Below are 24,909 nucleotides of genomic sequence, written 5' to 3' on the forward strand. Positions count from 1 at the left end.
TAGAGATATGCAAGATTTTGAGAAATGGACTCTAGATGCCATCCGCAGCGATGGTGCGAGTCTAAGTTGGCTTGAAGAGTATAGATTTGAATGGACAACTGTCGTCGAACTAGCCATTTCTCAGATCATGGAGGGCAAGACTATCGTTCTTATCACGGACAAAGAGAGAAAGTGGTTTGAAAAATATATAAGTCTCTCCTTGAACAAAGTTTCTACCGACCGTCCCATCATCCCAGTAGTAAGCATAGACAACCTTTACTGTCATTATGATGACGTATCGGGCGCGAAGATGATAGATATGATAGACGATATGCTTAGTATGTCATATAAAGATGATTACTTTTTCTGGTATATCGGAAAAGGCGAGGACAAAAGAGTCGATATAGCAAAACGTAAAGACACCAGTTTCTTATGGCTTTTCGATGAAGATTTTCACAACGCTTTTAATATGAAATCATATGATGCCTTGCTTGATATCAAACTGCTGCAGCTCTTTAATCTTTTCAACCTTTCATTAAGTGCCGTACTCTTTGGAGAAGTAGAAGTTGAATGATCTTGGTTCGCATATCATCATCAATCAGGAGTTGGAAGAGACACTTTCATCTGTAACTGAACAGCTTAAAAACTCAAGGGTAGTGACTTTTGCGGAAGAAGACTTTAAAGTCGAACATGCAAAAGCAGTCGTTGCAGAAGCTTATATAAGCGAAGAAAATCAAAAATATCTTGTTATCGCTACAAAAAACTTTAACACCATCTCTCAAAATGCACTTTTAAAGATCTTTGAAGAGCCGCCTAGAAATATCGTTTTCATCATTATAGTCCCTTCAAAATCTATACTGCTTCCGACCATCCGTTCTCGTCTGCCAATACTCAAAGGAACACATCATCAAAAGATAAAAGAGATAGATGTCGATTTTTCCAAAATAGACAATGCAATGATATTTGCATTTTTAAAAGAGCATGAAAGAATCAAAAGACATGAAGCAAAAGAGATGCTTGAAGCACTCTTTTACAGAGCGACGGTGATCGACAGGTTGATACTCTCAAAGTATCAGTTAGAGTGCTTTGATAAGGCGTATAGACTCATAGAGTTAAATTCAAGAGCACAAAGTGTATTTGCTTTGGTACTTATGAGTTTTTTAGGAGGCAGTGATGTGGATTAAAAAACTGAGTAACGATATAGATGCTAAAGAGTATCTTCAAGACTTGGGTGTAGACAGCGGAGGGATCAATATTCTCGCTTCAAAGATGAAGCATCACATCTTTTATATTAAAGACCTGCATGTGGGTGCCGCTAACATCCTTAAACAAGATGCTCTCTCCATAGGTGCGGATCTCGCAGTGCCAAGAGGCACAGTGACAGCAAAAGAGAAAAAAGTCGATGCCATACTTATGGCTACGCAAAAACAGCTTGTCGAGCTCAGTAAAAAAGAGCTTGCTCAGCCTTTTGGACTCAAAGAACTTGCACATGAGTTAAAGGTCTTTTCTAAGTCGCTTATGCCAAAGAAAGTCGAAGTTATGGGTGTTATCAACGCAAACGACGACAGCTTCTTTGAAAAAAGCAGGTTTCAAAGCCGTGATGCTTTAGGTAAGATCGAGGAGATGATAGGCCACGGTGCGACTATCATAGATATCGGCGGGGTCTCTTCACGTCCGGGAAGTGTAGCTGTTGCTCCCGAGGAGGAGCTTTCCCGCGTCAAACCGATAGTAGATGCGATCTATGAGGAGAAGCTTTATGAAAAAGCACTTTTTAGCATAGACAGTTATGAACCGCAAGTGATCTCATATGTGCTCGAGCGCGGATTTAAGATCGTGAACGACATTACAGGTTTAGCTGACGACGAGGTTTGCAAGCTTTGTGCGTCATACGATGCTACCGCAGTTATCATGCATATGAAAGGCACTCCGCAGGATATGCAAAAAGATCCCGTTTATGATGATGTCGTCTTACATGTAGAAGAATTTTTCAAAGAGAGAATAGAAAAAGCTGTAAAATTTGGGATCAAAGAGATAGTCTTAGATGTAGGCATCGGCTTTGGAAAGTCACTCTCTCACAATCTTGAACTTATAAAAAATCTGGAGCATTTTTTACATCTTGGGTATCCGCTTTTAGTCGGTGCGAGCAGAAAATCTATGATAGATAAAATAAGCAGTTCTGAGGTAAAAGACAGACTTGCGGGGACGTTAGCTCTGCATCTTAAAGCGGCAGATAACGGTGCTGCGATCATAAGAGCTCATGATGTGTATGAACACATCCAGGCTTTACGTGTAAGGGATGCTTTAAAGTAAGCATCATAGTGATTTTTAAGTGGTTTAGTCCCTGTCAAACGCAGTTTGAGGTAATGCACTAATGCGTCTTTCCAGTTTTTCAATACGTTTTAAAAGCTCATCTGAGATATCTTTTAGATTATCGTAGTATCTTCTTGCAATATCCTGCTCTGTTTCAGAGACTTTCTTTCTTAGATTGAACAGTTTTGAAAAGAATGATTTATCCGCATCACCAAAATATATTTTGAATATCTTAATATATTCATCATGCAGTTCTTGGTGTTTTTTCCCGATCTCAGCGACACAGTCCATACCCGGCATAAGAGCGATCTCCTGCCCGTCACTATAAAACCACTGACCAAACATACACTCGGTATAATCAACCGGTATAGCATCTTTCTCAACGGGAATATTCGATATTAAAGCCCTTGCTCTTTGTAGCCACTTTAAATGGGCTTTTTTTGCATTTCTAAGATGTTCTAAAACTTCATTTTTATCCATATCTAATTCCTGTGATAACTGTGTTTTAATATGTTATTATATCTTATATTATAATAACATTTTTTAAAGTATTAAACTAGTTTATTTCTTAAAATTATTTATATTATCTTTTGTAACCTTATAAGTGTGGAGAATAGTATAGCCTCTTTATCGATATTGCTTGACTTAAGTTTGAGTTCTGATGAAAGCAGCAGATCTAACATATTTTTATATGTCGAAGGTTTAAACTTTAAGGAAAATGTAGCTTTTTCTTTTAAGATAAACTGCGGCAGATTGTATCCCAGGATCTCGATCGAGTTTGGTGTCCCGTTTACACGTATATAGATGTTAAAAAGATAGAGCTGCGTTATAAATGCGGTAAGCGCGGTTATTATCCTTATCTCATCTTCACCGCTTTCAAGTATTTTTTCCAGACTTTCTTTAAAATCATGTTTCATAAGGATCTTGTTTATCAGTTGTTCGATTGTTATTTGAGCCAAGCCGTATACAAGTTCGTCGATATCTTTGGTGCTGATCTCTTTATTATAGAGTCTTAGCTTTTCCAGTTCAGCCGTTGCAAGAGAGATGTCGTTGTTTTGAGCCTGCAGAAGATGGTTGATGGTGTACTTGTCCATCTTGATCTCCGCTTTATGAGCTTCATCGGAGATATAAGCGATAGCTTCACCGTGAGTAGGTTCGAAAAAGCGTACGCTCATCCCGCCGGCTTTTGCGGCAAATGCTTTATCGCAAGTCTTGTAGTCACTTCCATAGTAAGCATAGATAAAACGGTTTGTAGGGTTTTTTTGACATACTTCCACAAGCTTGTCAAGATCGGCTTTTGGGACTTTTTTCTCTGTTTTTATGAGCAGGATATTTGCATCTCCAAAGAGGGAACCTTGTGACATATGGGCATATGCAGTCGCAAAGTTATACTCATCATGGTACATATTTAGTTTGGAAGCATCTTCCATCTCTGAGAGCAGCTTTGCATATCTGTCTATAAAAAAGTGGCTCTCTCCAAAAAGGATGATCGCATTGGAGAGGGTGTTGTTGGTTATATGTTGGTCAAACTCTTTTTTATACATCTAGTTATTACTTTGCTATTTTTTGTACTACTGTCGTACTGATCTTCGTTGTAGCTATATCTACCTCTTCGATGATCACTTCCACGTCATCAAAAAGCATCACAGGGATCTGTGATCTTACATGTAAGGTCGCCCCGACTATCTCGTCGTTAAGTTTTGCTATGAGATGCGGGTCTGTGGCTTCGATGCGCGCTTTAAACTTCTTACCTACATGTTTGGCTGCCCAGCGTGCATATTTTCTATCCATAAAACGGAATTCGACATCCGCACTTTCACGCTCTTTCTCACTTACTGCGATCGTAAGCGACTCTATGTTTCTAAGAACATACGAGCCTTCTTCCGTATCGTTTGCTTTGATCGCTTTTATGAGTCTGTGAACGATAAGGTCGGAATAACGGCGGATCGGCGACGTAAAGTGTGTGTATTTCTCAAAACCGAGTCCGAAGTGTCCGTGGTTGTCCGGTGAGTAACGTGCACGGCGTTGGGCTTGGATGATAAGTGTGTCGACATCAGACTCTATGTTCATCTCTCTTGCTTTTTTCTGGATAAAACTGATCGTCTCTTTCATGTTCTCCTGTGGTTCGACAAATATGCCTATACCTGCGAGTTCATTGTAAAGTGATTGGATCTTTGTCTGAGAAGGCGGTTCATGGATCCTGAAAACGCCTCTTTCATACATCGATGCCGCTGCTTTGTTCGCTAAAAGCATACAATCCTCTATGAGTGAGTGAGAAGGTGTCTCTTCTGACACAGTCGTAGAGATGATCTCTCCGGCTTGATCAAGTTTCATCTCTATCTCGTCAGACCTGAAGTCAAATCCGACTTTTAAGCGTTTTTCTCTTAGTCTGTCCGTTACTTTACGAAGAGGATTTATGTAGGCTAAGACCTCTTTTTCTGCATCGTTTTTCGGCTGTAGTCTGCCCTCGAAATACTCATCGATCTCTTCGTAGTTAAATCTTCTTTTTGAGTGGATGATCGCTTCATAGACATCGCTATGGCTGACTTCTAACGTGTCTCTGTCCAGATGAAGTTCAAAGACATAGCTGAGTCTGTCCACATGTGGCTGCAAAGAACAGAGAGTCTCACTCAGCTGACGTGGGAGCATCGGGATAGAGCGGTGGGGCAGGTAGATAGAAAAACCTCTGTACATCGCTTCGGCGTCTATGGGACCGAAAGGTTTTACATATTCGCTTACATCGGCGATGGCGACATAAAGGATATGATTTTTCTCATCCCAGCAGATAGCATCATCGAAATCTTTTGCAGTGACGGGGTCAATGGTACAAAACGGTAGAGCGCGAAGATCTTTTCTTTCAGGGTAAAAAGAGGCATCTACCTCTTCGAACGATTTTGCCAGTGCGATGACTTCATCTGTGAACTGATCATGCTTGTTGTACTGCGCTAAGACTATCTTCTCATCGACTTTCGGGTCATCAAGGTTTCCAAGGACTTCCATAATCGTAGATGTCAGATTATCGACTTTAAAAACAGTACCAACATCATAACTGCCCAGCTCTTTCTCATCCATGATCACACCTGCGGGATGCAGTGTCCTGATATCTAGAAGTGATCTGCGGTTTTCTTTGTATGAGACAAAAGCAACGCTGTAAGTCTGTGCACGTCCTACGACTTCGACGACTTTTGCACTAGGAGTCCCGCGTTTTGCAAGCAGTCTTTTTGCTATGACAAGGTCACCGTTCTTGGCATCGCCTAGATCGCCGTCATCTATAAAAAGATCTTTGACATTGAGTCCGATACTGTTGAGATAAGCGGTACCGTTTTGAGCTAAAGTTATCTCACCGGCACGGTATTTTGAGTGAAATCTGTATTGAAGACCATCTTTGATTACGTAGCTTTTTGCTAGCCAGTCATCTACTTTCGGGCGTTCTTCCGATGTTATATCTTGGTCGTAAAGACCAAGGGTAAGGCGTATTAGAAGAGATTTCAATTGTTAAGCAAGTATATTTTCGATAGCTTTTTCAAAGCTTTCCATATCTAGACCGTATTTGGTAACAAGGGCTTTAGCTTCTTCTATACTAGCTTCTGTAACAACTCCGTTTATAGGAACTGCAACGCGGACTACATGTAGACTCTGTGCAGCTTTTTTGATCTCATCGCTGGCATTTTCAGGATCCATACAATTTTTTATCGTCTCAACCAGTTTCTCTTCAAATTTCCAGTGAGTAAAAATAGTCGCACTTACTTCAGGTGTATTTACTCCCGCTACTTCCATTTCGGCAGCTTCAACATTTTGAAGTTCTTTAAGAGAATCTCTAAACTTCTCTTGCAGTTTTTCTTCGATAAGGTATTGTGAGATCAATACCTTGCCGATCTCGACTAAGAATGCCGCTGCTGAAAGTGTACCGAGTAGTTTCGGATCTTTTTTGATGTACCAAGATGTTACTAGTGCATGCTGCTTTTTAGAGAGCTCGGCAAACTCTGCATTGGTGATGCCATATGATGAAAGATCTAACGGAAAACTTTTCTTAACGATACTCGCAAGTGCAAAACCGCGTACAGTACCCATACCGAAAAGTCCTACGGCTTGACTGATCGCATTGATCTCGCGTGAGAACCCGTAAAGCGGAGAATTTGCCGCTTTTAAGATGTCTGCAGTTAAAAGAGGGTCTTTTTCTAGGATCTTCACCATATCGTTAAATGTCGAGTTAGGATTTTGATATACAGCTTCTATCTGCATTGCAGATTCCGGAAGAGGGGGAAGTTGTCTTATCTGTTGAAGTAGTCTATCGTTCATATATATTATCCTGTAACCGTTTATTTTAATAGTATTATATTACAGCAAACGTAAAGTAAAATTAAAATTAAAATTAAATATGATAAAATCTCTAAAAACTAACCTGTTTTATGAATTTTATATCATAAATTTATATAATACGTTTTTAGTTAAAGAAAAGGAAAATATAGATGCAGACAAGTGCAATGTTAAATCAACTGGGATATACGCCGAACGAGACTTTAGTAGAACAGTACAGACGTATAAAACAAAATACCGCAGGATATGAAAAAATAGAAAAACATATTATGGATCTGAACGATTCACTAAAACATATCGGCGGCTATATCGCAATGTCAAACTCAAACGATTTTTTAAAGATAAAAGTGGAATCGGCAAACGAAGCTTTGAGAGAAGAAGCGATGGAAAAGATAAAACATTTTGAAGAAAAATTTAAAGTAGAACTTAAAAAAGTTGATGGAAAAGATACATTTTACATTATAGGTTTCGGCAAGGAACTGTAATTTGAAAGAACCGATGACACTCGAAGGGTACGATCTTCTTTTAGAAGAGTTTAAATACCTTCTTGAGGTCGAAAAACCTCGCGTCACCCATGAAAAACAGGTCGCCGCTGCTCAAGGCGACAGAAGTGAAAATGCCGAGTATCATGCGGCAAAAGAGCAGCTTCGCCACATCGATAAAAGACTTTTTTATCTTAACTCCATGATAGAAAAAGCCGTAGTCATCGATCCCTCGACGCTAGACCATTCCCGCGTTCATTTTGGTGCTACTGTCGAAGTGGAAAACCTTGCAGATGACAAAGTGGAAAAATACACGATATGCGGAGTCTTGGAAGCTGAACCGGAAAACGGACTTATCTCTGTGCACTCTCCATTGGCAAAGGCATTGATCGGAAAGTCTGAAGAGGATCAGTTCATCATAAATCTTCCCGGCGGTAAAAAAGAGTATGAGGTCGTGAGTATCTCATATACTCCGATATTTAGCCTTAAAAAGTCTATCCGAACCGTGAAAGATTTCGGATTTCATTAAAATTTACTTTATTTTTGGTAAAATGGTTTTTTGCTTAGAAACATTTTTCAACCAAAATGAGTAAACATGAATGAGTACAAACTATTTAAAAATACGATTTTTCATATCTTCGCACTGTTCATTCTCATAACTGTAGGCCGGCTGATCTACGACTATAAGTCTACAGTTCACGGTGAATATCAATTTGTTAATGAGCATAGACTTTCTTTGGATCATGAAAAATCCTCCTTAGAAAAATTTTACAACTCCGCATCCGTAGATATACTGTCACTCTTTGTGATCTTTGTCGTTATGTCATTGCTCGTTGCAAGATACAACAGATCAAATAGATTCTTAAATCACTCTCTTTTGGAACGTACACAGGAAGTGGACTCTCAAAACAAATTTTTAAGCAGTTATCTTCAAGCTCTGGATAGCAGTTCTGTACTTACAAAGACGGATAAAAACGGTGTTATCACCTATGCAAATGATAAGTTTTTGGAAGAAACAGGCTTTGATTATCATGAAGTGATAGGGAAGACGCATAACATTATAAGACATCCGGAGACCTCTGATGAGATGTATGAAGATATGTGGAAGACCATAAAAGCAAAAAAAGTGTGGTCCGCAGTTATAAAAGGGCTGAAAAAAGACAAAAATACGACTTTTATCAGTAAGGTGTCTATCATCCCGATCGTAGATAAAGACGACAAGATCGTGGAGTTTCTTTCACCTAGAGTAGATATCACTGAGCTTGTAGAGAAGAAGGAAGAGCTGGAACGTTCCTTAGTCACGGACAATCTGACAAATCTTCCAAATAGAAACCAGCTGATAAAAGATGTTATCAAGTATGATGAACTCGAATGTATAAATCTGGCACTGATAAATATAGACAGGTTTAAAGAGATAAATGATTTTTACGGTTACGATATAGCCGATAAAGTCCTGCTCCAAGTCGCATATAAGTTACAAGACTTAGCTTCAAAGATAGGGTTTAAAGTATATAAACTTCCGAGTGACGAGTATGCAGTTTTTTCTTCTACATGCGGTGATCCGCATGATTTTCACAAGTATATAAAAGGGATCATCGATGATCTCATGCAGACAAAGTTCGAGATCAAAGATCAGGAGATCATCATACACGTAAGTTGCGGTATTGCCACAAACGCAAGACCGATCATGGTAAAAGCGGATATGGCTCTGCAGCGTGCTAAGTCAAGCAAGAAAAATCTGGTCGAGTACGATGACTCTCTGGATATGGAGAAAAATATATCTGAAAATATCAAGGGTATTTCCATGATCAAGTCGGCGATAAAGAACAATCAGATAGTCCCGTATTTCCAGCCGATCTATAACCTAGAGACAAACAAGATAGAGAAGTACGAGTCATTAGCAAGGATCGTAGAAGATGATTCCAATGTGATCCTTCCGTTGTCATTCATTGATATCGCCATCAAGTCAAAGCTGTATCCGAACATAACAAGAGCGATCCTCTTTAAGACGTTTGAGTTTTTTAAAGATAAAGACTATGAGTTCTCCATCAACTGTTCGATGGAAGATATCTCAAACAGAGCAGTCGTTCAGTATATCTTGGATAATCTCAAAGAGTTTAAGCATCCGGAAAAAGTCGTTTTCGAACTGCTTGAGACCGAAGAGGTAAAAGACTATAAGATCTTAAAAGATTTTATCGATCAGGTCAAAAAGTTCGGATCTAAGATCGCCGTGGATGATTTTGGAAGCGGATACTCCAATTTTGCACATATCTTAGAGCTTAATATCGATTACCTCAAGATAGACTCCTCCCTTGTCAGAAATATATTGACAGACAGAAACTCTAAGATCATCACCCAGTCCATCATAAACTTCGCAAAAGATATGGGAGTCAAGACCATTGCAGAGTTTGTAGAAGACAAAGAGAGTATGGAGCTTTTACGAGAGATGGGAGCTGACTACATACAAGGCTATTACATCGGAGAACCGACAGACGGTTTGAACTATTCATAGATCAAAAAGATTTTTTGTTTCATAAAATTTTTACCACTATTTAGATATAATCTGCGTTTAAAAACCAAAACTTTAGGAACAGTACGTGAGCCAACAACTTGAAAATATAGATACATTATTATCTCAGCATAAGCTTTCTCAGCTAGATTACGCAAACATCAAAAAGATCTTAGGTCGTGAACCAAACTTGGTAGAACTTGGGATATTCTCAGCGATGTGGAGCGAACACTGTAGTTATAAATCTTCTAAAAAATATCTAAGAGGCTTTCCTACTGAAGCTCCGTGGGTCATTCAAGGTCCGGGAGAAAATGCAGGTGTCATCGATATCGGCGGCGGATATGCAGCCGTATTTAAAATGGAGTCACACAACCACCCGAGTTTTATCGAGCCGTACCAAGGTGCAGCAACAGGTGTGGGCGGGATCATGCGTGACGTCTTTACTATGGGCGCTCGTCCTATAGCAAACCTAAACGCACTTCGTTTTGGAAATGTCCTTCGCGGCGACAAAGTCAGCGCACACCAACGTTTTTTGGTTCGTGGTGTAGTTGAAGGGATCGGTGGATACGGTAACTGTATGGGTGTACCGACTATCGGTGGTGAGACAAGTTTTGACGATTGTTACAACGGGAACATCCTTGTCAACGCGTTTACTTTGGGTCTTGCAAAAAGCGATGAGATATTTTACGGAAAGGCTGAGGGTATCGGCAATCCTGTTATCTATGTAGGAAGTAAGACTGGACGCGACGGTCTTGGCGGAGCTGTTATGAGTTCTGACAGTTTTACAGAGGAGTCTAAATCTCTTCGTCCGACTGTTCAAGTGGGTGACCCGTTCACTGAGAAACTTCTTCTAGAAGCTTGTCTGGAACTTTTCAAGACTGACTACGTCGTAGGTATCCAGGATATGGGTGCGGCAGGTCTAACTTCTAGCTCGTTTGAGATGGCTGGACGTTCAGGTTCAGGTATGATCATGCACCTTGACAAAGTACCGGCTCGCGAAGAGGGGATGACTCCTTATGAGTTCATGCTTTCAGAAAGCCAAGAGCGTATGCTTCTTTGTGCGAAAAAAGGAAGTGAACAAGCGATCATAGACATCTTTGAAAAATGGGACCTTGACGCTGCTGTTGTAGGTGAAGTAACAAACACTGGAAGAATGGAGCTTTTCTGGCACGGAGAAAAATGTGCAGACGTTCCTGTTGACCCTGTAAGTGAAGAAGCACCGGTACTTGACCGTCCGACTACTCGTCCTCTTTACCTAGACGAGATCCGTGACGTGACACTGAACGATTTTGACAAAGTAAGCAACCAAGACGCGTTTGCTAAACTTATAAAATCTATGGAAGTGGTAGACAAGTCTTGGATATATGAGCAGTACGACTCTATGGTACAGACGAACACGATCAAAAAAGGCGGAAGTCTAGACGCTTCTGTTATCCGTGTAAAAGAAAACGGTGCTGCACTTGCTATGAGTGCTGACTGTAACGTTCGTTACTGTTATGTTGACCCGAGAAACGGTGCTGCAGCTGCGGTTATCGAGAGCGGAAGAAACGTAGCGATGTCAGGTGCAAGACCACTTGCGATCACTGACTGTCTAAACTACGGAAACCCTGAGAACCCTGAAGTAATGTGGCAGTTCGCACAAGGGTGTGAAGGTATCAAAGAAGCGTGTGCAGAGCTTACGACTCCGGTCATCGGCGGAAACGTTTCTCTTTACAACGAGACTGACAAGATCTCTGTTTTCCCTACACCGTCAATCGCGACTGTAGGTGTGAACGAAGACCAGAACAAAGTGTTGATGTCAAGTTTTCAAAAAGAGGGCAACATCCTTTACCTTGTAGGGGATACAAAAAGCGAGTTCGGCGGATCTCTTTACATGAAAGAGCTTTACAACGTTGTTGCAGGAAAAATGCCTGAGATCAACTACGTAAAAGAACTTGCACTTTGGGACCTAGTCATCGAAGCAAACAAAAAAGGTCTGCTTGAGTGTGCTAAAGACTGTAGCTCAGGCGGTGCGGCGATGGCACTGGCTAAGATGAGTGCGGTAAGCGGTCTTGGATGTAACGCAGGTATGGACGTAACAGATGAGAGAGATATCTTCTCAGAGAGTTTCTCACGCGCTATCATAGAAGTAAAACCTGAGAACGCTAAAGCGTTTGAAGAGATGGCTTCAAAACTTACTTGTCAGAAGATAGGTACAGTAGGCGGAGAACACTTTACATGTAACAATGTTTTCATGTCTATGGCAGAACTTCAAGATAACTTCTTCAATACATTCAAAACAGTTATAGAGAGCGATCTGTAATCCCTCTCTAAACAACTCTTTTTCTATTTAAATAAATACTTTATTAGAGTTTACAGTTGCCGTAGATACGGCAGGCTGTGACTAGAAAAACTCCATCAAAAGATGCGGTGACCAGTCTGGGATGTAGATACCTGCATCTTCATACTCCGCCATATGGTGAGCTGAAGCAGAAGCTGCCAAAGCAGCCGTTACCAATAACGTCAATATAATTTTTTTCATAATGTCTCCTTTGTTTTGACTGCAGAAGTATAACTGTGTAACGTTAGCGGAGTGTTAGCATATTTTATGACATGCCATAAGTGTGATATACTTTGTATCATGGACACACAAAGGTGTTGACGTATGGAAAATTTGACCCTCAGTGGTTTTTTTACCGCATTTCTTCTAACAGTTTTGGCAGGGCTTTCAACAAGCATAGGCGCTTTACTGGCATTTTTTTCAAAATCTAAAAACTACTTTGTACTTTCTTTGGGTCTTGGGTTTTCAGCAGGCGTGATGATATATGTCTCGTTCATGGATATCATGCCCGCTTCTAAAGAGGCTTTTGGCAAAATATACTCAAATCCTACCTTGGCAGAGGCTTTGTCGGTCGCCTGCTTTTTTTTAGGGATAGTCATCAGCGCGGTAATAGACAGGTTGATACCTGAAGACGTCAATCCGCATGAGCCCAAGCGTGACTCTGAATATCAAGAACTAAAAGATGAACATCATCATGAGCAGCACTCAAATCTGGCACTGAAACGTACGGGGCTTTTTACAGCAGTCGCCATAGGCATACATAATTTTCCCGAGGGCTTTGCGACGTTTATGGCGGCACTAAACAGCCTAAGCATCGGTATACCCATAGCCTTGGCAATAGCCATACACAATATCCCTGAAGGGATGTCTGTTTCCCTGCCGATCTACCATGCAACGGGAGACAGAAAAAAAGCTTTTTGGTACGCGACACTTTCAGGGTTTGCCGAGCCTGTAGGTGCACTACTCGGCTTTTTTATCTTCTTTCCCTTACTAGGAGAGAGCGCACTTGCCGTCATCTTCGCAGTAGTCGCGGGCATCATGATATACATCTCGTTTGATGAGCTTTTACCCGCGGCAAGAGTTTACGGGAATGGACATACTGCTATTGTAGGAATAACGCTTGGGATGTTGTTGATGGCACTGAGTCTTCTTAGTTTCAAGTTGATTTAGATGTGATTCATACTTTTTTCTCCGCAAAAAAGTACCAAAAAGCTCTTGCAACGGCTTCGAGCTTGACTTCGTCAAGTCCCCGAGCAATAAGAAATCCATTCCTAAAAATTCAAAATACCCCAAGGGCACTTCCTTCGGGCGCTCACTACGTTCAGATAGTTGAATTTTCTTCACGTCATTCCTTTCCTATTTTTCGGCTCTGCAGATGTCGCAACTGACAAAAAAATTTGATTGATTTGCGTTTATGTAACTTTGTTATTAATTAAATTTTCTTTTATCATTATATGTTTTGGAAGACGTGATATAAGTAAATCTGAATATTTAGATAAAACTTTATGATTATATTTATCACTTTTCTTAAGTCTTAAAATATTCTCACCATCTAAGGTTTTGTCCACTAATTCAATATCATAGATCGATAAAATGTCTGTTTCAGATACTCTATCTTTAATTAAGTTTGTCAAATATTCAAACTCTTTTGTCATAGTGTCAATAATAAAAAGAGACCTTTGACCTCTTTCATATTCAGTTAGCCCGAAATACATAGAATTTAATAGTAGCAAAGCCCATCCTACTTCTAAAGATTTATGAAAGTCAGGTTTTTCTACTAAAAGTCTATTTATAAAAGTTTGAATGAAGGTCGATGGAAACTGTTTATAAACTTTCAACCTATTAAAAACTAACTCATAAAAATAAGCACTTGGATTTGATGAAATTGATGTAGCGATAGCTAATTCATTGGCAAGCGAATATATTATTTCTTTTTTTTCTGGTAATGCTGGTAATTTTACAATATATTCTGCTGTAAGATATTCTTGCAGTGATTTATGAGAAAACTCATACATATCATATCCTGCTTCTATAAATAGTCCTGTATGTGATTCTATTTCATTTGCTACTTTTTTTGCTTCCCCTTTTGGCAAATCAAAGTTTTCAAAAATTCTTTCATAACTGTTTTTTAAGTCATTTGTATCAAAGATAGTTTTTTTTACGTGAATTGTTAGGTCATATGCCAAATTAGAAAGAAATTCAAATTTTCTATCAGATTCAAATTGTGAATATGCAGAATCTCTATTAATAGATCGTTGTTCGTCCCATTCGTTAATTAATAATGTAACAACTTTTCTATATACAGTTTTAGGTTTATCAGGTATTTTTTCATTACGTTCATATATTGCGCAAAGATGAGCTATAGTAAGTGGTCTAATTGAAGTATCTTTGAATGGAGAATCATAAAGTTGTTTTAAAAAATCATCTGCCTTAATTTCAGAAACTAGCCAGTTCTTTGCAAATGTTTTTATTTGCATATCATCTAGTGGCTTGAGCTCAAAATTATGAAATTTATCTAAATTGTATTTAAAATCGCTTGAACGAGAAGTTAATATCATACAAGACTTTTCCAATAATGTACCTAATTCTTTTAACTCATTCAGAACAGTTTGTTTACTTGATATAAAAGAAATTTCATCAAAACCATCTAAAATAATTAATGGTGAAAGTGATTCAAGAGCTTCTACTAATAATTTTTTTCTATATGCTGAACGTTGTTTAATAGAATTTTTATCATTAAATTCAGTTGGATATATAATTTTTAAACCAAGTATTTCATGAAAATTTGACCATAAAATTTCATTGTACAATTCTTGATCAGGTTGATCTATTTTTTGTCTTTTATTAACTTCTCTTAACCTAATTAGCATTGGAAAATTATTATGTTTTAACAGATTTTCATTTCCAATTAATAGTTCTCTACATAGATATTTCATAGTAGTAGTTTTACCAGCACCAGGTTGACCTAAAATGACAAAATGGTTAGGACTATTAGTTTGGTCAATATCACTTGATTTATTTGAGCTTACCGTCTTTTGTTTATTCTTTTTTTCTTCCTTTTCTTCAAGCGTTTCTCTATATGTTAATGCTGTGTTTAAAGGTATTGCTTCTATTGTTTCATTAGGTTCAATTCTTATTCGTGTTGGATAAACATACAAGTTTAAAGGGACATAGACCGCATCAGTACTTTTTGCCTTTTTTAAGTCAAAAAATGAAATTTCTTCTGACCAGTTTTTTACAGAATTTAAATGGTGACTAATATAAGATTCTAATTCTTTATTGTCAATGGATAGTTGTCCACCTGAACTATTTATAAAATTTGAAATACTTTTAAACGCATAATCAAACAATTCTTTAGCAAGCTTTTTTTCAATTATTTCTCCAAATAAATTAATGTCACCTATTTCATGCATGTATATCCTTTCAATCTTTTAATCATATTAAATCTCCTCCATCCTAAAAACCTCATAAGCCACCTCTTCATAGGGGTGAACCTTTTTTAAGACCACCAAAGCCTTTTTAATGAGCTCATCTTTACATATCATCTCGACTTTATACTCTTCCACTACTTCGAGTCTGTCTAACTCTCCTATATACGGATCTGCACCGTTTACGGGTTTGAACTGTCCGTGTCCCAGAGTCTCGAAACTGCAGCACTCATAGTTTTCGTATCTTCCTACGCCGATACTGAAAAGCGCTTCCTTTACTCTCTCTTTGTCTTCTGCGGGAACGAAAAAGTTGAGTTTGTACATAAGATGTCCTCCTTTGTGATTAGAGGAATATGTTAGCATGAATAAGCTTATCTGTATAAAAAAGTTGGTAAAATTCCATTTAAATTTTAAGTATCAGTACTTAACCCTCAAGGAAAAGAATGAAACGTGCATTACTAAGTGTAAGTGACAAAAGCAATATCGTCGAATTTGCAAAGTCGCTAGTAAACAACGGTTTTGAGATAATCTCTACAGGCGGAACATATAAGATTCTAGTTGAAAACGGCATCAAAGCTATCGAGATCGATGAGGTGACAAAGTTTCCTGAGTGTTTTGAGGGGCGTGTTAAGACTTTAAACCCGTACGTTCACGGCGGTATCTTACATCGTCGTGACAAGCAGTCTCACTTAGATCAGGCAAAAGAGCTTGGCGTAGAGGCTATCGACCTTGTGTGTGTAAACCTTTACCCTTTTAAAGCAACTATCGAGAGAACTGATGATTTTGAAGAGATCATCGAAAACATCGATATCGGCGGACCTGCGATGGTAAGAAGTGCTGCGAAGAACTTTGACAGCGTCATCATCGTTACTGATCCGTCTGATTACTCTTTAGTATTAAACGCTATACAAAACGACAGTAACACGGTAGAGTTCCGTCGTTCACTGATGATAAAAGCGTATGAGCATACTGCGGCGTACGACTCTATGATAGCGAACTATATGAATTCACGTTTCAACAACGGTATGGGCGAAAAACAGTTCATCGTAGGAAACAAAGTGATGGATACTCGTTACGGGGAAAACCCACACCAAAAAGGTGCGCTTTACGAGTTTGACAAATACTTCTCTAAAAACTTCACGACTCTTAAAGGCGAAGCAAGTTTCAACAACCTTACAGATATCAACGGCGCTGTGAAGATCGCTGCAGCATTTGGCGATGACAATGCCGTATGTATCGTAAAACACGGAAACCCTTGTGGTTTTGCTATCAAAGACGACCTTGTTGAAGCGTACACTGAAGCACTTAAGTGTGACCCTGTATCAGCATTCGGCGGTGTCGTTGCTGTAAACGGGACTGTTGATAAAGCGCTTGCAGAGAAGATGAACGAGATCTTCCTCGAAGTGATCATTGCAGGACGCATAACTGCAGAAGCTCAGGCAGTGTTTGAATCAAAGAAACGTATCAAGCTTTTTGAGTACGGTAGTGATAAGCTTGTTCTTGCAAACGATACTCATGACTTCAAACACATCGACGGCGGATTTGTTTTCCAAGACGCTGATTATGTGAAAGAGGATGAGGTCAAGAACTCTAAACTTGTAAGTGCAAAAGCAGCTTCGGCACAAGAGATGAAAGATATGGAGATCGCTTACAAAGTGGCTTCTCTTACAAAATCAAACTGTGTCGTTTACGTTAAGAACTCTGCGATGGTAGCTGTTGGTATGGGTATGACATCTCGTGTTGATGCAAGCCAGTGTGCACTGAAAAAAGCAAAAGACATGGGTCTGGACGTGACTGGTGCCGCACTTGCATCTGAAGCGTTCTTCCCGTTCCGTGACAGCATCGACGCTGCTGCGGCTGCAGGAGTAAAAAGCGTGATCGAGCCTGGCGGTTCTATCCGTGACGATGAGGTCATCGCTGCTGCGAACGAGCACGGTATGGCTCTTTACTTCTCAGAGACTAGACACTTCTTACATTAAAAACAACTCTTACATGTAGGCAATATGTCCTGCATGTAACTACTAAAACTTCTTCGAAAAACTTGATTGACATCGACTCAACCATTGTGATATAATCTGACATAAACAATTAATATATATTTTCAGGAAAAAAGTATGAGTAAATCATTATATGAGACATTAGGTATTTCACAAAACGCTACAGAAGCGGATATTAAAAAAGCATATAGAAAACTGGCACGCCAGTATCACCCGGATATCAATAAAGACGCGGATGCGGAAGAGAAATTTAAAGAGGTCAATGCCGCTTACGAGATACTAAGCGACAAGAAAAAACGTGCACAGTATGACCAGTACGGCGATACGATGTTCGGCGGACAGAACTTCCATGACTTCGCAAGTTCACAAGGCGGCAATGTCGACCTAGACGAGATACTTCGTAATATGTTCGGAGGCGGTGGTTTTGGCGGCGGCTCTTCAGGATTTGGCGGTTTCGGCGGAGGATTTGGCGGCGGTTCACGCGGTGGATTTGGCGGCGGTGGATTCCATCAAGAGCCGAATCTTGACATAGAATCAAACGTGACCATCCCGTTTAGCGTTTCTATCATGGGCGGTTCTCACTCTGTATCTGTAAACGGAGAGAGATTTGATATCAAGATCCCTGCAGGCGTAAAAAGCGGCGAGAAGCTTCGTGTAAGAGGCAAGGGACACGCTCAAGGCGGACGTGCGGGCGACCTGTTCTTAAAGATCAACGTCGCAGCTTCACCTGAGTATGAAAGAGAGGGCGACAACCTTGTCAAGACGATAGATGTACCTCTTTATGCAGCGCTTTTCGGTGAAAAGATAAGCGTCAATACTTTAGAGAAAGAGATCAAACTGAAAATCCCTCAAAACACGAAGAACGGTCAGCGTTTCCGTGTCAAAGAGATGGGGGTACTCAACCGTAAGACAAACACCAGAGGCGATCTGTACTTAAAAGCAAACATAGTACTGCCTCCGGTTGAGAGTTTAAGCGATGAGTTAGTCGATCTGATGAAAGAAAAATTACCTAAGGAGTAGATCATGCCTCACCATTATGATGAACCGGTTTATCTTATAAGTGTTGTTTCTAAAATATTGGAAATCCACCCGCAGACGTTACGCCAGTATGAAAGAGAGAACCTTATAACACCGTCTCGTTCAGATGGTAGGATTCGTATGTACTCTCAGCGTGATATAGACAGGATAAAGATGATCCTGCGTTTGACACGTGAGCTCGGAGTAAACCTTGCCGGTGTCGATGTGGCGATAAGGCTAAAAGATCAGATAGACTCTATGGAGCAGGAGATCGCCGAACTTCGTCATGAGATCTCACGCCTTAGAAACACTAGTTCGGTGGCTCCGGATAAGTCTTTAGTTACTAAAAAAAGTATCTATGAGATGATAATCTTTCAAGAGTAGAAGTTTCTTTCTACTCCTTTAATCTTTCTATTTTTGCCCCTACGGCTTCGAGTTTCTTCTCTAACTTCTCATATCCGCGGTCAAGATGATAGATACGGTGGATATTTGTCTCTCCGTCAGCCACCATAGCAGCCAGTACCAAAGCGCTAGAAGCTCTAAGGTCCGTAGCCATGACATCTGTACCGGAAAGTGCTGTTGGACCTTTTATGCTCGCTACGTGACCGTTTAGTTTGATGTCTGCACCAAGACGCTGCAATTCGCTCACATGCATAAATCTGTTTTCAAAAAGACGCTCTTCTATGGTAGAAGTACCTTCAGCCTGAGTCGCAAGAGCTAAGAACTGTGCCTGCATATCTGTCGGGAACCCAGGATACTCCTGAGTAATGATATCGACCGATTTTATTTTCTGTGCCGGATGAATGATAAGCTGGTTCTCGTTTTTTGTAAATTTAAAGCCCATCTCTTCAAGTTTTGAGAGAATAGACCCGAGATGGTCTATTCTTACTTTGTTGAGTGTCAGTTCAGAGTTTGTGATAGCCGCTGCACAAAGATATGTCCCGGCTTCTATTCTGTCAGGGATAACGCTAAAAGACTTCATGTCGATAAGCTCTCTGTCTGTTCCCTCTACCGTGATGACACCCGTACCGATACCTTCGATCTCCACACCGCTGTCTTTTAAGACTTCACAAAGCTGAACGACTTCAGGCTCACGTGCTGCATTTGTGATGGTCGTTTTTCCGCGTGCTAAAGCTGCAGCCATGATGATGTTTGCAGTACCTGTCACAGTTATCTTGTCAAATATGATGTCTGCACCGATAAGACCCTCAGGAGCTTCGGCTTTTACGTAACCTGCTTCTATGGTTATCTGCGCACCCATCAGTTCCAGTGCTTTTAGATGCAGGTCGATCGGACGCTGACCTATGGCACAACCGCCCGGAAGCGAGACTTCGCAGTGCCCAAAACGCGCAAGCAAAGGGCCGAGTACGAGTATGGATGCTCTCATGGTCTTTACGATGTCGTAAGTCGCTTTTGTATGATGTACTTCGGAGGTATTGATATCTAGTCTGTTATTTTCAAAAGTATATGAAGCACCAAGGTTCTGCAGGAGCTTTAAAAGAGTTTTAATATCGACCACATCGGGCAGATTTGTGATGGTAAGATCACCTTTTGCTAAAATAGTCATTGCTATTAAAGGTAAAGCAGCATTTTTTGCACCTGAGATATCTATTGAGCCGTTTAGTCTTGTATTGCCTTGAATCTTTAAGTAATCCATATTTATCTTTATCTTTTTTAAGATATTATATCTTTTTAAAGTTTGTTTTTGCATAAAGGGAAGTTATAAAGTTATGAGCAGCGCATTAGATAGATTAAAAAACTTGACGTCAAAAATATCCGGTTACGAAGTAGCGAGAAAAGAGAACCTAAAACTACTGCAGGAGCTCTATACAGAGCTGCATATAGATGAAAAAGTAGAAAATTTTTCCGATATTTTTGAGTTTAAAGCCATCAATCTATCGGGCATCTCTCTTAAAAGCGAAGAGCTTGGAGCCATTAAAGAGGGTAAATACCTTCAGATCCTTGCTATCTCTTATGATAAAGAAGCCGCAATAAAAAGCAAAAACAGCTCTTTAGCCTACTTTGGACGTGTAGAGAGTGTGGAAAAAGAGTTAAAAGACAAAGTAGTCGAATTCGTCCTTAGGTGGAGATATGAGAAAAGCTTTATGACACTGGAACATTATCATAACATGCTGGAGCACTACACAGGTGAGTAGATTCTGGTTTAAACTGTGGCTTGGCTGGGTAGTTAGATTTACGACAGAGAGTGTTCTGCTGGCATCGATACTCTCTTTCATAATTACCGCTTTTATATATGTCGCTAAAGGGATGATCCCGATCGACAAGGATGTCATAAAAGCACTCTTTGATGTCTTTAGATTCTGGTTTGTCATCCTTTGGAGTCTGACTCTTTTAATATCGCTGTTTCGCGCTATAAAACACCTTTTCAATCACTGTTACAACGGATATGTTTTGAAACTTCTTACATGTAACGGAGCTGAAGAGATAGAGACCATAGGCTACGGCGATATATCCAAAGTGTTTAGAAAATGGATGATGGCCATGATCTGGTCGGTGAGCGCTTTGATGATACTCTCTTTTGCAGTAAGCTATCTTTTTATAGACTCCTATCATTGGTATAACATCTATGTCTTATATATATTTATAGTTATCTCAGGCGGCGTGACACTTCCTTTTATGGGGAGCAGATGCAAGCGGGTAAAACTCTCAAAATGCTGATATATCTGGATGTCGAGACAACGGGACTGGAGCAAAACGACAGGATCTGCTCCATCGGGATGATACTATATGAGGGTGAAAAAATATCGACGTATAAAGAGCTTATAAAGTCTCCGAAAAAGGTACGCCCCGAAGCATCTGCTGTTAATCATATAACCAACGAGATGCTTCAAGATGCAAAAGAGTTTGAGAACTCTGAAGCGAAACGTATCTTGGAAAAATATAACGACTGTGACACTCTTCTTGTGGGGCATAACGTCGTCTTTGACATTGAGATGCTTAAACGAGAGGGGTTCGTTTATAGGGGAGGGATCATAGATACTCTTAAATGCAGCAGAGCTCTTATACCGGAGTGTGAACAGTTTTCTCTGCAGTATTTAAGATATGAGCTCAAACTCTATAAAGATGAAAAACAATTCGCAGATGAACTGGGCATTGAACTAAGAGCGCATGATGTACTGAGCGACGCCTTACATGTAAGACTTTTGCACAGATATTTAAACGAGATAGCGGATGATGCAAGACTGCAGGAACTCAGTGTAAATCCCGTGCTTTTAGAAAAACTGAACTTCGGTAAATACAAGGGTATGTTTATCGAAGAGATAGCCGTAAATGATGCGAATTATCTCAATTGGGTTTTAAGCAGCATGGAGAGTTTAGATGAAGATATGCGTTACTCAATAGAGTATTATATGAAGATGATATAATACGGCGATAAAATAATCAAAGATTTTAGTAGGATAAAAGATGACGATCTCACAAGATAGTAAAAAGATTTTATTTTTAATAGCAGTCGCATACCTTTTTAGTGTTGCGGTACGTTTTATTTGGGTTTATCAGTTTAACGGGTACGAGCCGTTTATGTTTAACGGACAATTTATGATAAATACAAATGACGGTTACTATTGGGCTGAGGGTGCAAGAGATCTGCTTTCCGGTGTCCATCAGGATGGTGATCTTTCACCTGTTACCAGTGCTGCTTCACAACTAACATATATTTTTGCAAAGATACTGCCTTTTTCTTTTGAGAGTATCATCTTTTATATGCCGGCGTTTCTTAGTTCCCTTATCGTGATCCCTGTTATCCTTATTTCATACAGTTTTAAACGTCTTGATGTCGGATTTGTCGCAGCTCTTCTTTCATCTATAGCATGGAGTTACTATAACCGTACGATGGTAGGTTATTATGATACTGATATGCTGACTATCGTCATCCCGATATTTTTACTTTGGTCACTTGTATGGGCCATAAACTCTAATCAGGATAAGTTCTTACTTATCACCGCACTTGATATCCTGATATATAGATGGTGGTACCCGCAGAGTTACTCTTTAGAGTTTGCTTTTTTCGGACTTATCCTTTTTTACACTTTATTCTTTGACAGAAAAAATCTCTACAACTTCAAGCTTCTGGCGATCATGCTTTTTGCGATGATGATGGCAGATGGATTGGTGCGTCTACCGATAGTCGTAGGTCTGTATCTCTTCTTTAAAAATGAGAAGTTTGACAAGTATGTTTATTATGTCTTAGGGCTGGGTGTCATAGCATTCTTTATAACAGGCGGATTTGATCCTATCTGGGTGCAGTTAAAAGGATATGTTTTTAGAGAGAGCATTAATATCTCCGATAAAGGACTTGGACTGCACTTTTTTACAGTAACACAGACGATTCGAGAAGCCGGTGATATCTCAATAAATACATTTGCAAATAGGATCAGTGGAAATATCGTCACTCTGGCCTTGTCGATCGCAGGCTATCTATGGTTGAGTTATAGATACCGTATCATGCTTTTGGCTTTACCGTTGATAGGGCTAGGGTTTTTAGCACTTAACAGCGGCCTTAGATTTACTATCTATGCAGTCGTTCCTATGGCATTCGGTATTGCATTTATTATTGCAGAAATTGCAAACAGAATGCCGAGTTACTTCTTACAGTATGCAACGATCCTTATCGGATCAATTTTAGTTTTATTGCCGAATATTGTGCATGTAAAAGAGTATAAAGTACCTACGGTATTTGATAAAAATGAGGTGATGTTACTTGATAATTTAAAGAAAAAAGCCAGTCGAGAGGACTATGTCGTCGGATGGTGGGATTATGGATATCCGGTTCGTTACTATAGTGATGTATTTACACTCAGTGACGGTGGAAAGCACAGTGGAAGCGTAAACTTTCCTGTAAGTTATATACTTACAAAGCCGCAAGAAGCTGCAGCTAAAATGGCAAGACTGGATGTAGAATTTGATGTAAGAGCTTACCAAGTATCTGAGCAAAATAAAACCAAATCTGAACAAAACCAAACAAAGCTTTTTTCAACTATAGAGGAGATGACAAAAGCTGCCGGATTTAATGATACAAACGACTTTTTAACAGCACTGGAAAACGATGCAGTTAAACTGCCTAAAAAGACAAGAGATGTCTATTTTTATCTTCCATATAGGATGACAAGCATCTATCCGACGATAACGATATTTTCTAATCTCGATCTTATGAGCGGAGATAAGTTTAACCAGCCGATATACTATATGCTTTCGGCACAAAAAGAGGACTCTAGGTTTATATACCTTCAAGGCGGTGTCTCGATCAGTAAAACGGATGCAAGCGTGAGACTAGGAGATAAGACTGTTGGAATAAACCGTTTTGTAAAAACTTGGTATGATCAAGACGATAAACTGCACACGGATGTAAAAAGATTTAACACGATGTCAAATCTTAGTGTCATATATATGTCTAGTTACGGGAAGTTTTTAATCGTAGATGAAGCGACCTATAACTCGTTATATATCCAGCTTTTTGTCTTGGAGAACTATAATAAAAATCTTTTTGAGCCAGTCGAGACGACTCCGTATGCAAAAATCTACAAGTTAAAGATATAAATATGAAAGTAGCCGTAAAATGTGAATCACCGCTGCTTCAAAAAAGTCTGGAACTTTTTTTAAGCAGATATCTAAGTCCATTAAAGAGTTGCGATATCGTGATCAGTGATCAAAGACTTGATATCGATAAAAAACTTATCTATATATCCAATGACGAAGATGCTGACCTACAAAAGCCTTTTTCAAAATCACAGCTTATTCTGGCACTTGAAAAGCTGGTCAAAAATGATAAAGAGAGAAAAAATATCCTCTCTCTTGTTGATGATATAGAGCAAAAAGATGAGGAACAGGACAGTTTAGACAGACTTGATTTTAAATTTCTGGAAGACAGGATCGAGAAACTGACAAAAGAGTACCAAGAAAATCTATTAAAGACAATAAGAGCGTTTTATGAAAAATAGCGGTAGTTTAACAAAAAAGATAGTAGCTGGAAAATATAAGGGAAAGACACTGAAACTTCCCTCGAAGACGACAACAAGAAGTTCAAAAAGCATAGTACTGGAATCATTTTTTAACACCATACAGTTTGACATCGTCGATGCTGTTTTTGTCGAGGTCTTTTCAGGCAGCGGTTCCATTGGTCTGGAAGCTTTGAGCCGCGGAGCAGGGAAGATAATCTTTATGGAAAAAGACAGAGATGCACTTCGCACTTTGCATGAGAACATAGCGCAGACAGACCCTTCTGCATGTGAAGTGATAGGCGGAGACAGTTTTAGTAATATTAAAACGGTCATCTCAAGACTAAAAGCTATGAATAAAAGTGCCTATATCTACATCGACCCGCCGTTTTCTATAAGAGAGGGGATGGAAGATATCTATGACAAAATGATAGCGCTTATCGCAGATTTTCCCAAAGAGCATTGCGAGATGATAATCATTGAGCATATGAGTTCGTTAAAACTGCCTGAAAATATCAACGAGTATACTAAAATCAAAACTAAAAAATTCGGTAATACCTCTCTGACCTACTACAACTAATTATTGGAATAGATTT

General features: G+C 39.5%; 25 protein-coding genes. 17 read left to right on the forward strand and 8 right to left on the reverse strand.

The genetic code is table 11. The annotated features are described in order from the left end of the window. Nucleotides 1–7: 7 nt before the first annotated feature. The 3 genes from WCX87_RS03240 to folP are packed head-to-tail and all read left to right on the forward strand — an operon-like array spanning nucleotide 8 to nucleotide 2,289. The gene (locus tag WCX87_RS03240) at nucleotides 8–553 is read left to right on the forward strand and encodes a HobA family DNA replication regulator (RefSeq protein WP_345980607.1); all 546 of its coding nucleotides are present in this window, start codon (nucleotides 8–10) and stop codon (nucleotides 551–553) included. Continuing rightward, entirely contained in the window at nucleotides 546–1,163 is a 618-nt protein-coding gene (locus WCX87_RS03245) for a DNA polymerase III subunit delta' (RefSeq protein ID WP_345980608.1), read from the forward strand. The genes WCX87_RS03240 and WCX87_RS03245 overlap by 8 nt, the downstream gene beginning before the upstream one ends. Then, entirely contained in the window at nucleotides 1,153–2,289 is a 1,137-nt protein-coding gene (gene folP, locus WCX87_RS03250) for a dihydropteroate synthase (RefSeq protein WP_345980609.1), read from the forward strand. The genes WCX87_RS03245 and folP overlap by 11 nt, the downstream gene beginning before the upstream one ends. A gap of 24 nt (nucleotides 2,290–2,313) precedes the next feature. Here folP and WCX87_RS03255 read toward each other — a convergent pair whose 3' ends face one another. The 4 genes from WCX87_RS03255 to WCX87_RS03270 form a co-directional block, all read right to left on the reverse strand. Next, nucleotides 2,314–2,769, reverse strand: a complete 456-nt coding sequence (locus WCX87_RS03255; protein ID WP_345980610.1) for a CZB domain-containing protein — start codon at nucleotides 2,767–2,769, stop codon at nucleotides 2,314–2,316. Between the two features lie 98 nt (nucleotides 2,770–2,867). Further along, nucleotides 2,868–3,833: a DNA polymerase III subunit delta gene (holA, locus tag WCX87_RS03260; RefSeq protein WP_345980611.1), complete on the reverse strand. Its 966-nt coding sequence runs from the start codon at nucleotides 3,831–3,833 to the stop codon at nucleotides 2,868–2,870. A 7-nt stretch (nucleotides 3,834–3,840) separates the two neighbouring features. Continuing rightward, entirely contained in the window at nucleotides 3,841–5,781 is a 1,941-nt protein-coding gene (locus WCX87_RS03265; RefSeq protein ID WP_345980612.1) for a ribonuclease R family protein, read from the reverse strand. A 3-nt stretch (nucleotides 5,782–5,784) separates the two neighbouring features. Then, entirely contained in the window at nucleotides 5,785–6,588 is an 804-nt protein-coding gene (locus WCX87_RS03270; protein WP_345980613.1) for an HDOD domain-containing protein, read from the reverse strand. 170 nt (nucleotides 6,589–6,758) lie between these two features. On the opposite strand from WCX87_RS03270, the gene WCX87_RS03275 reads away from it, so the two are divergent. The 4 genes from WCX87_RS03275 (at nucleotide 6,759) to purL (ending at nucleotide 11,899) form a co-directional block, all read left to right on the forward strand. Then, on the forward strand, nucleotides 6,759–7,091 hold the full coding sequence (locus WCX87_RS03275; protein ID WP_345980614.1) for a hypothetical protein: 333 nt from the start codon (nucleotides 6,759–6,761) through the stop codon (nucleotides 7,089–7,091). Between the two features lies 1 nt (nucleotide 7,092). Continuing rightward, nucleotides 7,093–7,617, forward strand: coding sequence for a transcription elongation factor GreA (greA, locus tag WCX87_RS03280; protein ID WP_345980615.1), 525 nt, complete (start codon nucleotides 7,093–7,095; stop codon nucleotides 7,615–7,617). A 66-nt stretch (nucleotides 7,618–7,683) separates the two neighbouring features. Next, on the forward strand, nucleotides 7,684–9,600 hold the full coding sequence (locus WCX87_RS03285; protein ID WP_345980616.1) for an EAL domain-containing protein: 1,917 nt from the start codon (nucleotides 7,684–7,686) through the stop codon (nucleotides 9,598–9,600). Nucleotides 9,601–9,685: 85 nt separating this feature from the next. Next, a complete protein-coding gene (purL, locus tag WCX87_RS03290) occupies nucleotides 9,686–11,899 on the forward strand; it encodes a phosphoribosylformylglycinamidine synthase subunit PurL (RefSeq protein WP_345980617.1) in 2,214 nt (737 codons plus the stop codon). A gap of 81 nt (nucleotides 11,900–11,980) precedes the next feature. On the opposite strand, the gene WCX87_RS03295 is transcribed toward purL, so the two are convergent. Then, nucleotides 11,981–12,118, reverse strand: coding sequence for a hypothetical protein (locus WCX87_RS03295; protein ID WP_345980618.1), 138 nt, complete (start codon nucleotides 12,116–12,118; stop codon nucleotides 11,981–11,983). Between the two features lie 123 nt (nucleotides 12,119–12,241). Here WCX87_RS03295 and zupT point away from each other — a divergent pair, with 123 nt between their 5' ends. Then, nucleotides 12,242–13,087: a zinc transporter ZupT gene (gene zupT / locus WCX87_RS03300; RefSeq protein WP_345980619.1), complete on the forward strand. Its 846-nt coding sequence runs from the start codon at nucleotides 12,242–12,244 to the stop codon at nucleotides 13,085–13,087. Nucleotides 13,088–13,329: 242 nt separating this feature from the next. Here the strand turns inward: zupT and WCX87_RS03305 are convergent, their stop codons facing one another. Beyond that, entirely contained in the window at nucleotides 13,330–15,330 is a 2,001-nt protein-coding gene (locus WCX87_RS03305) for an NACHT domain-containing protein (protein WP_345980620.1), read from the reverse strand. A gap of 27 nt (nucleotides 15,331–15,357) precedes the next feature. Next, the gene (locus tag WCX87_RS03310) at nucleotides 15,358–15,669 is read right to left on the reverse strand and encodes an NGG1p interacting factor NIF3 (protein ID WP_345980621.1); all 312 of its coding nucleotides are present in this window, start codon (nucleotides 15,667–15,669) and stop codon (nucleotides 15,358–15,360) included. Nucleotides 15,670–15,788: 119 nt separating this feature from the next. On the opposite strand from WCX87_RS03310, the gene purH reads away from it, so the two are divergent. From purH to WCX87_RS03325, 3 genes are all read left to right on the forward strand, one after another. Continuing rightward, nucleotides 15,789–17,324, forward strand: coding sequence for a bifunctional phosphoribosylaminoimidazolecarboxamide formyltransferase/IMP cyclohydrolase (purH, locus tag WCX87_RS03315; protein ID WP_345980622.1), 1,536 nt, complete (start codon nucleotides 15,789–15,791; stop codon nucleotides 17,322–17,324). 135 nt (nucleotides 17,325–17,459) lie between these two features. Then, nucleotides 17,460–18,362, forward strand: coding sequence for a J domain-containing protein (locus WCX87_RS03320; RefSeq protein ID WP_345980623.1), 903 nt, complete (start codon nucleotides 17,460–17,462; stop codon nucleotides 18,360–18,362). 3 nt (nucleotides 18,363–18,365) lie between these two features. Then, the gene (locus WCX87_RS03325) at nucleotides 18,366–18,743 is read left to right on the forward strand and encodes a helix-turn-helix transcriptional regulator (protein ID WP_345980624.1); all 378 of its coding nucleotides are present in this window, start codon (nucleotides 18,366–18,368) and stop codon (nucleotides 18,741–18,743) included. A gap of 10 nt (nucleotides 18,744–18,753) precedes the next feature. Here WCX87_RS03325 and murA read toward each other — a convergent pair whose 3' ends face one another. After that, complete coding sequence (gene murA / locus WCX87_RS03330; protein ID WP_345980625.1) at nucleotides 18,754–20,016, reverse strand: UDP-N-acetylglucosamine 1-carboxyvinyltransferase; 1,263 nt, start codon at nucleotides 20,014–20,016, stop codon at nucleotides 18,754–18,756. Nucleotides 20,017–20,089: 73 nt separating this feature from the next. Here murA and WCX87_RS03335 point away from each other — a divergent pair, with 73 nt between their 5' ends. The 6 genes from WCX87_RS03335 to rsmD are packed head-to-tail and all read left to right on the forward strand — an operon-like array spanning nucleotide 20,090 to nucleotide 24,893. Beyond that, nucleotides 20,090–20,515 (forward strand): hypothetical protein, encoded by a 426-nt coding sequence (locus tag WCX87_RS03335; RefSeq protein WP_345980626.1) that lies wholly within the window; start codon nucleotides 20,090–20,092, stop codon nucleotides 20,513–20,515. Further along, entirely contained in the window at nucleotides 20,508–21,038 is a 531-nt protein-coding gene (locus tag WCX87_RS03340; protein WP_345980627.1) for a hypothetical protein, read from the forward strand. The genes WCX87_RS03335 and WCX87_RS03340 overlap by 8 nt, the downstream gene beginning before the upstream one ends. Beyond that, nucleotides 21,008–21,745, forward strand: a complete 738-nt coding sequence (locus WCX87_RS03345) for an exonuclease domain-containing protein (protein ID WP_345980628.1) — start codon at nucleotides 21,008–21,010, stop codon at nucleotides 21,743–21,745. The genes WCX87_RS03340 and WCX87_RS03345 overlap by 31 nt, the downstream gene beginning before the upstream one ends. Nucleotides 21,746–21,785: 40 nt before the next feature. Then, a complete protein-coding gene (locus WCX87_RS03350) occupies nucleotides 21,786–23,915 on the forward strand; it encodes an STT3 domain-containing protein (RefSeq protein ID WP_345980629.1) in 2,130 nt (709 codons plus the stop codon). Nucleotides 23,916–23,917: 2 nt separating this feature from the next. Next, on the forward strand, nucleotides 23,918–24,316 hold the full coding sequence (locus WCX87_RS03355; protein ID WP_345980630.1) for a hypothetical protein: 399 nt from the start codon (nucleotides 23,918–23,920) through the stop codon (nucleotides 24,314–24,316). Next, a complete protein-coding gene (gene rsmD / locus WCX87_RS03360; RefSeq protein ID WP_345980631.1) occupies nucleotides 24,306–24,893 on the forward strand; it encodes a 16S rRNA (guanine(966)-N(2))-methyltransferase RsmD in 588 nt (195 codons plus the stop codon). Before WCX87_RS03355 ends, rsmD begins: the two co-directional genes overlap by 11 nt. Nucleotides 24,894–24,909 lie beyond the last annotated feature (16 nt).

This window comes from Sulfurimonas sp. HSL3-2 (assembly GCF_039645965.1).
GTDB classification, from domain to species: Bacteria; Campylobacterota; Campylobacteria; order Campylobacterales; family Sulfurimonadaceae; genus Hydrocurvibacter; species Hydrocurvibacter mobilis.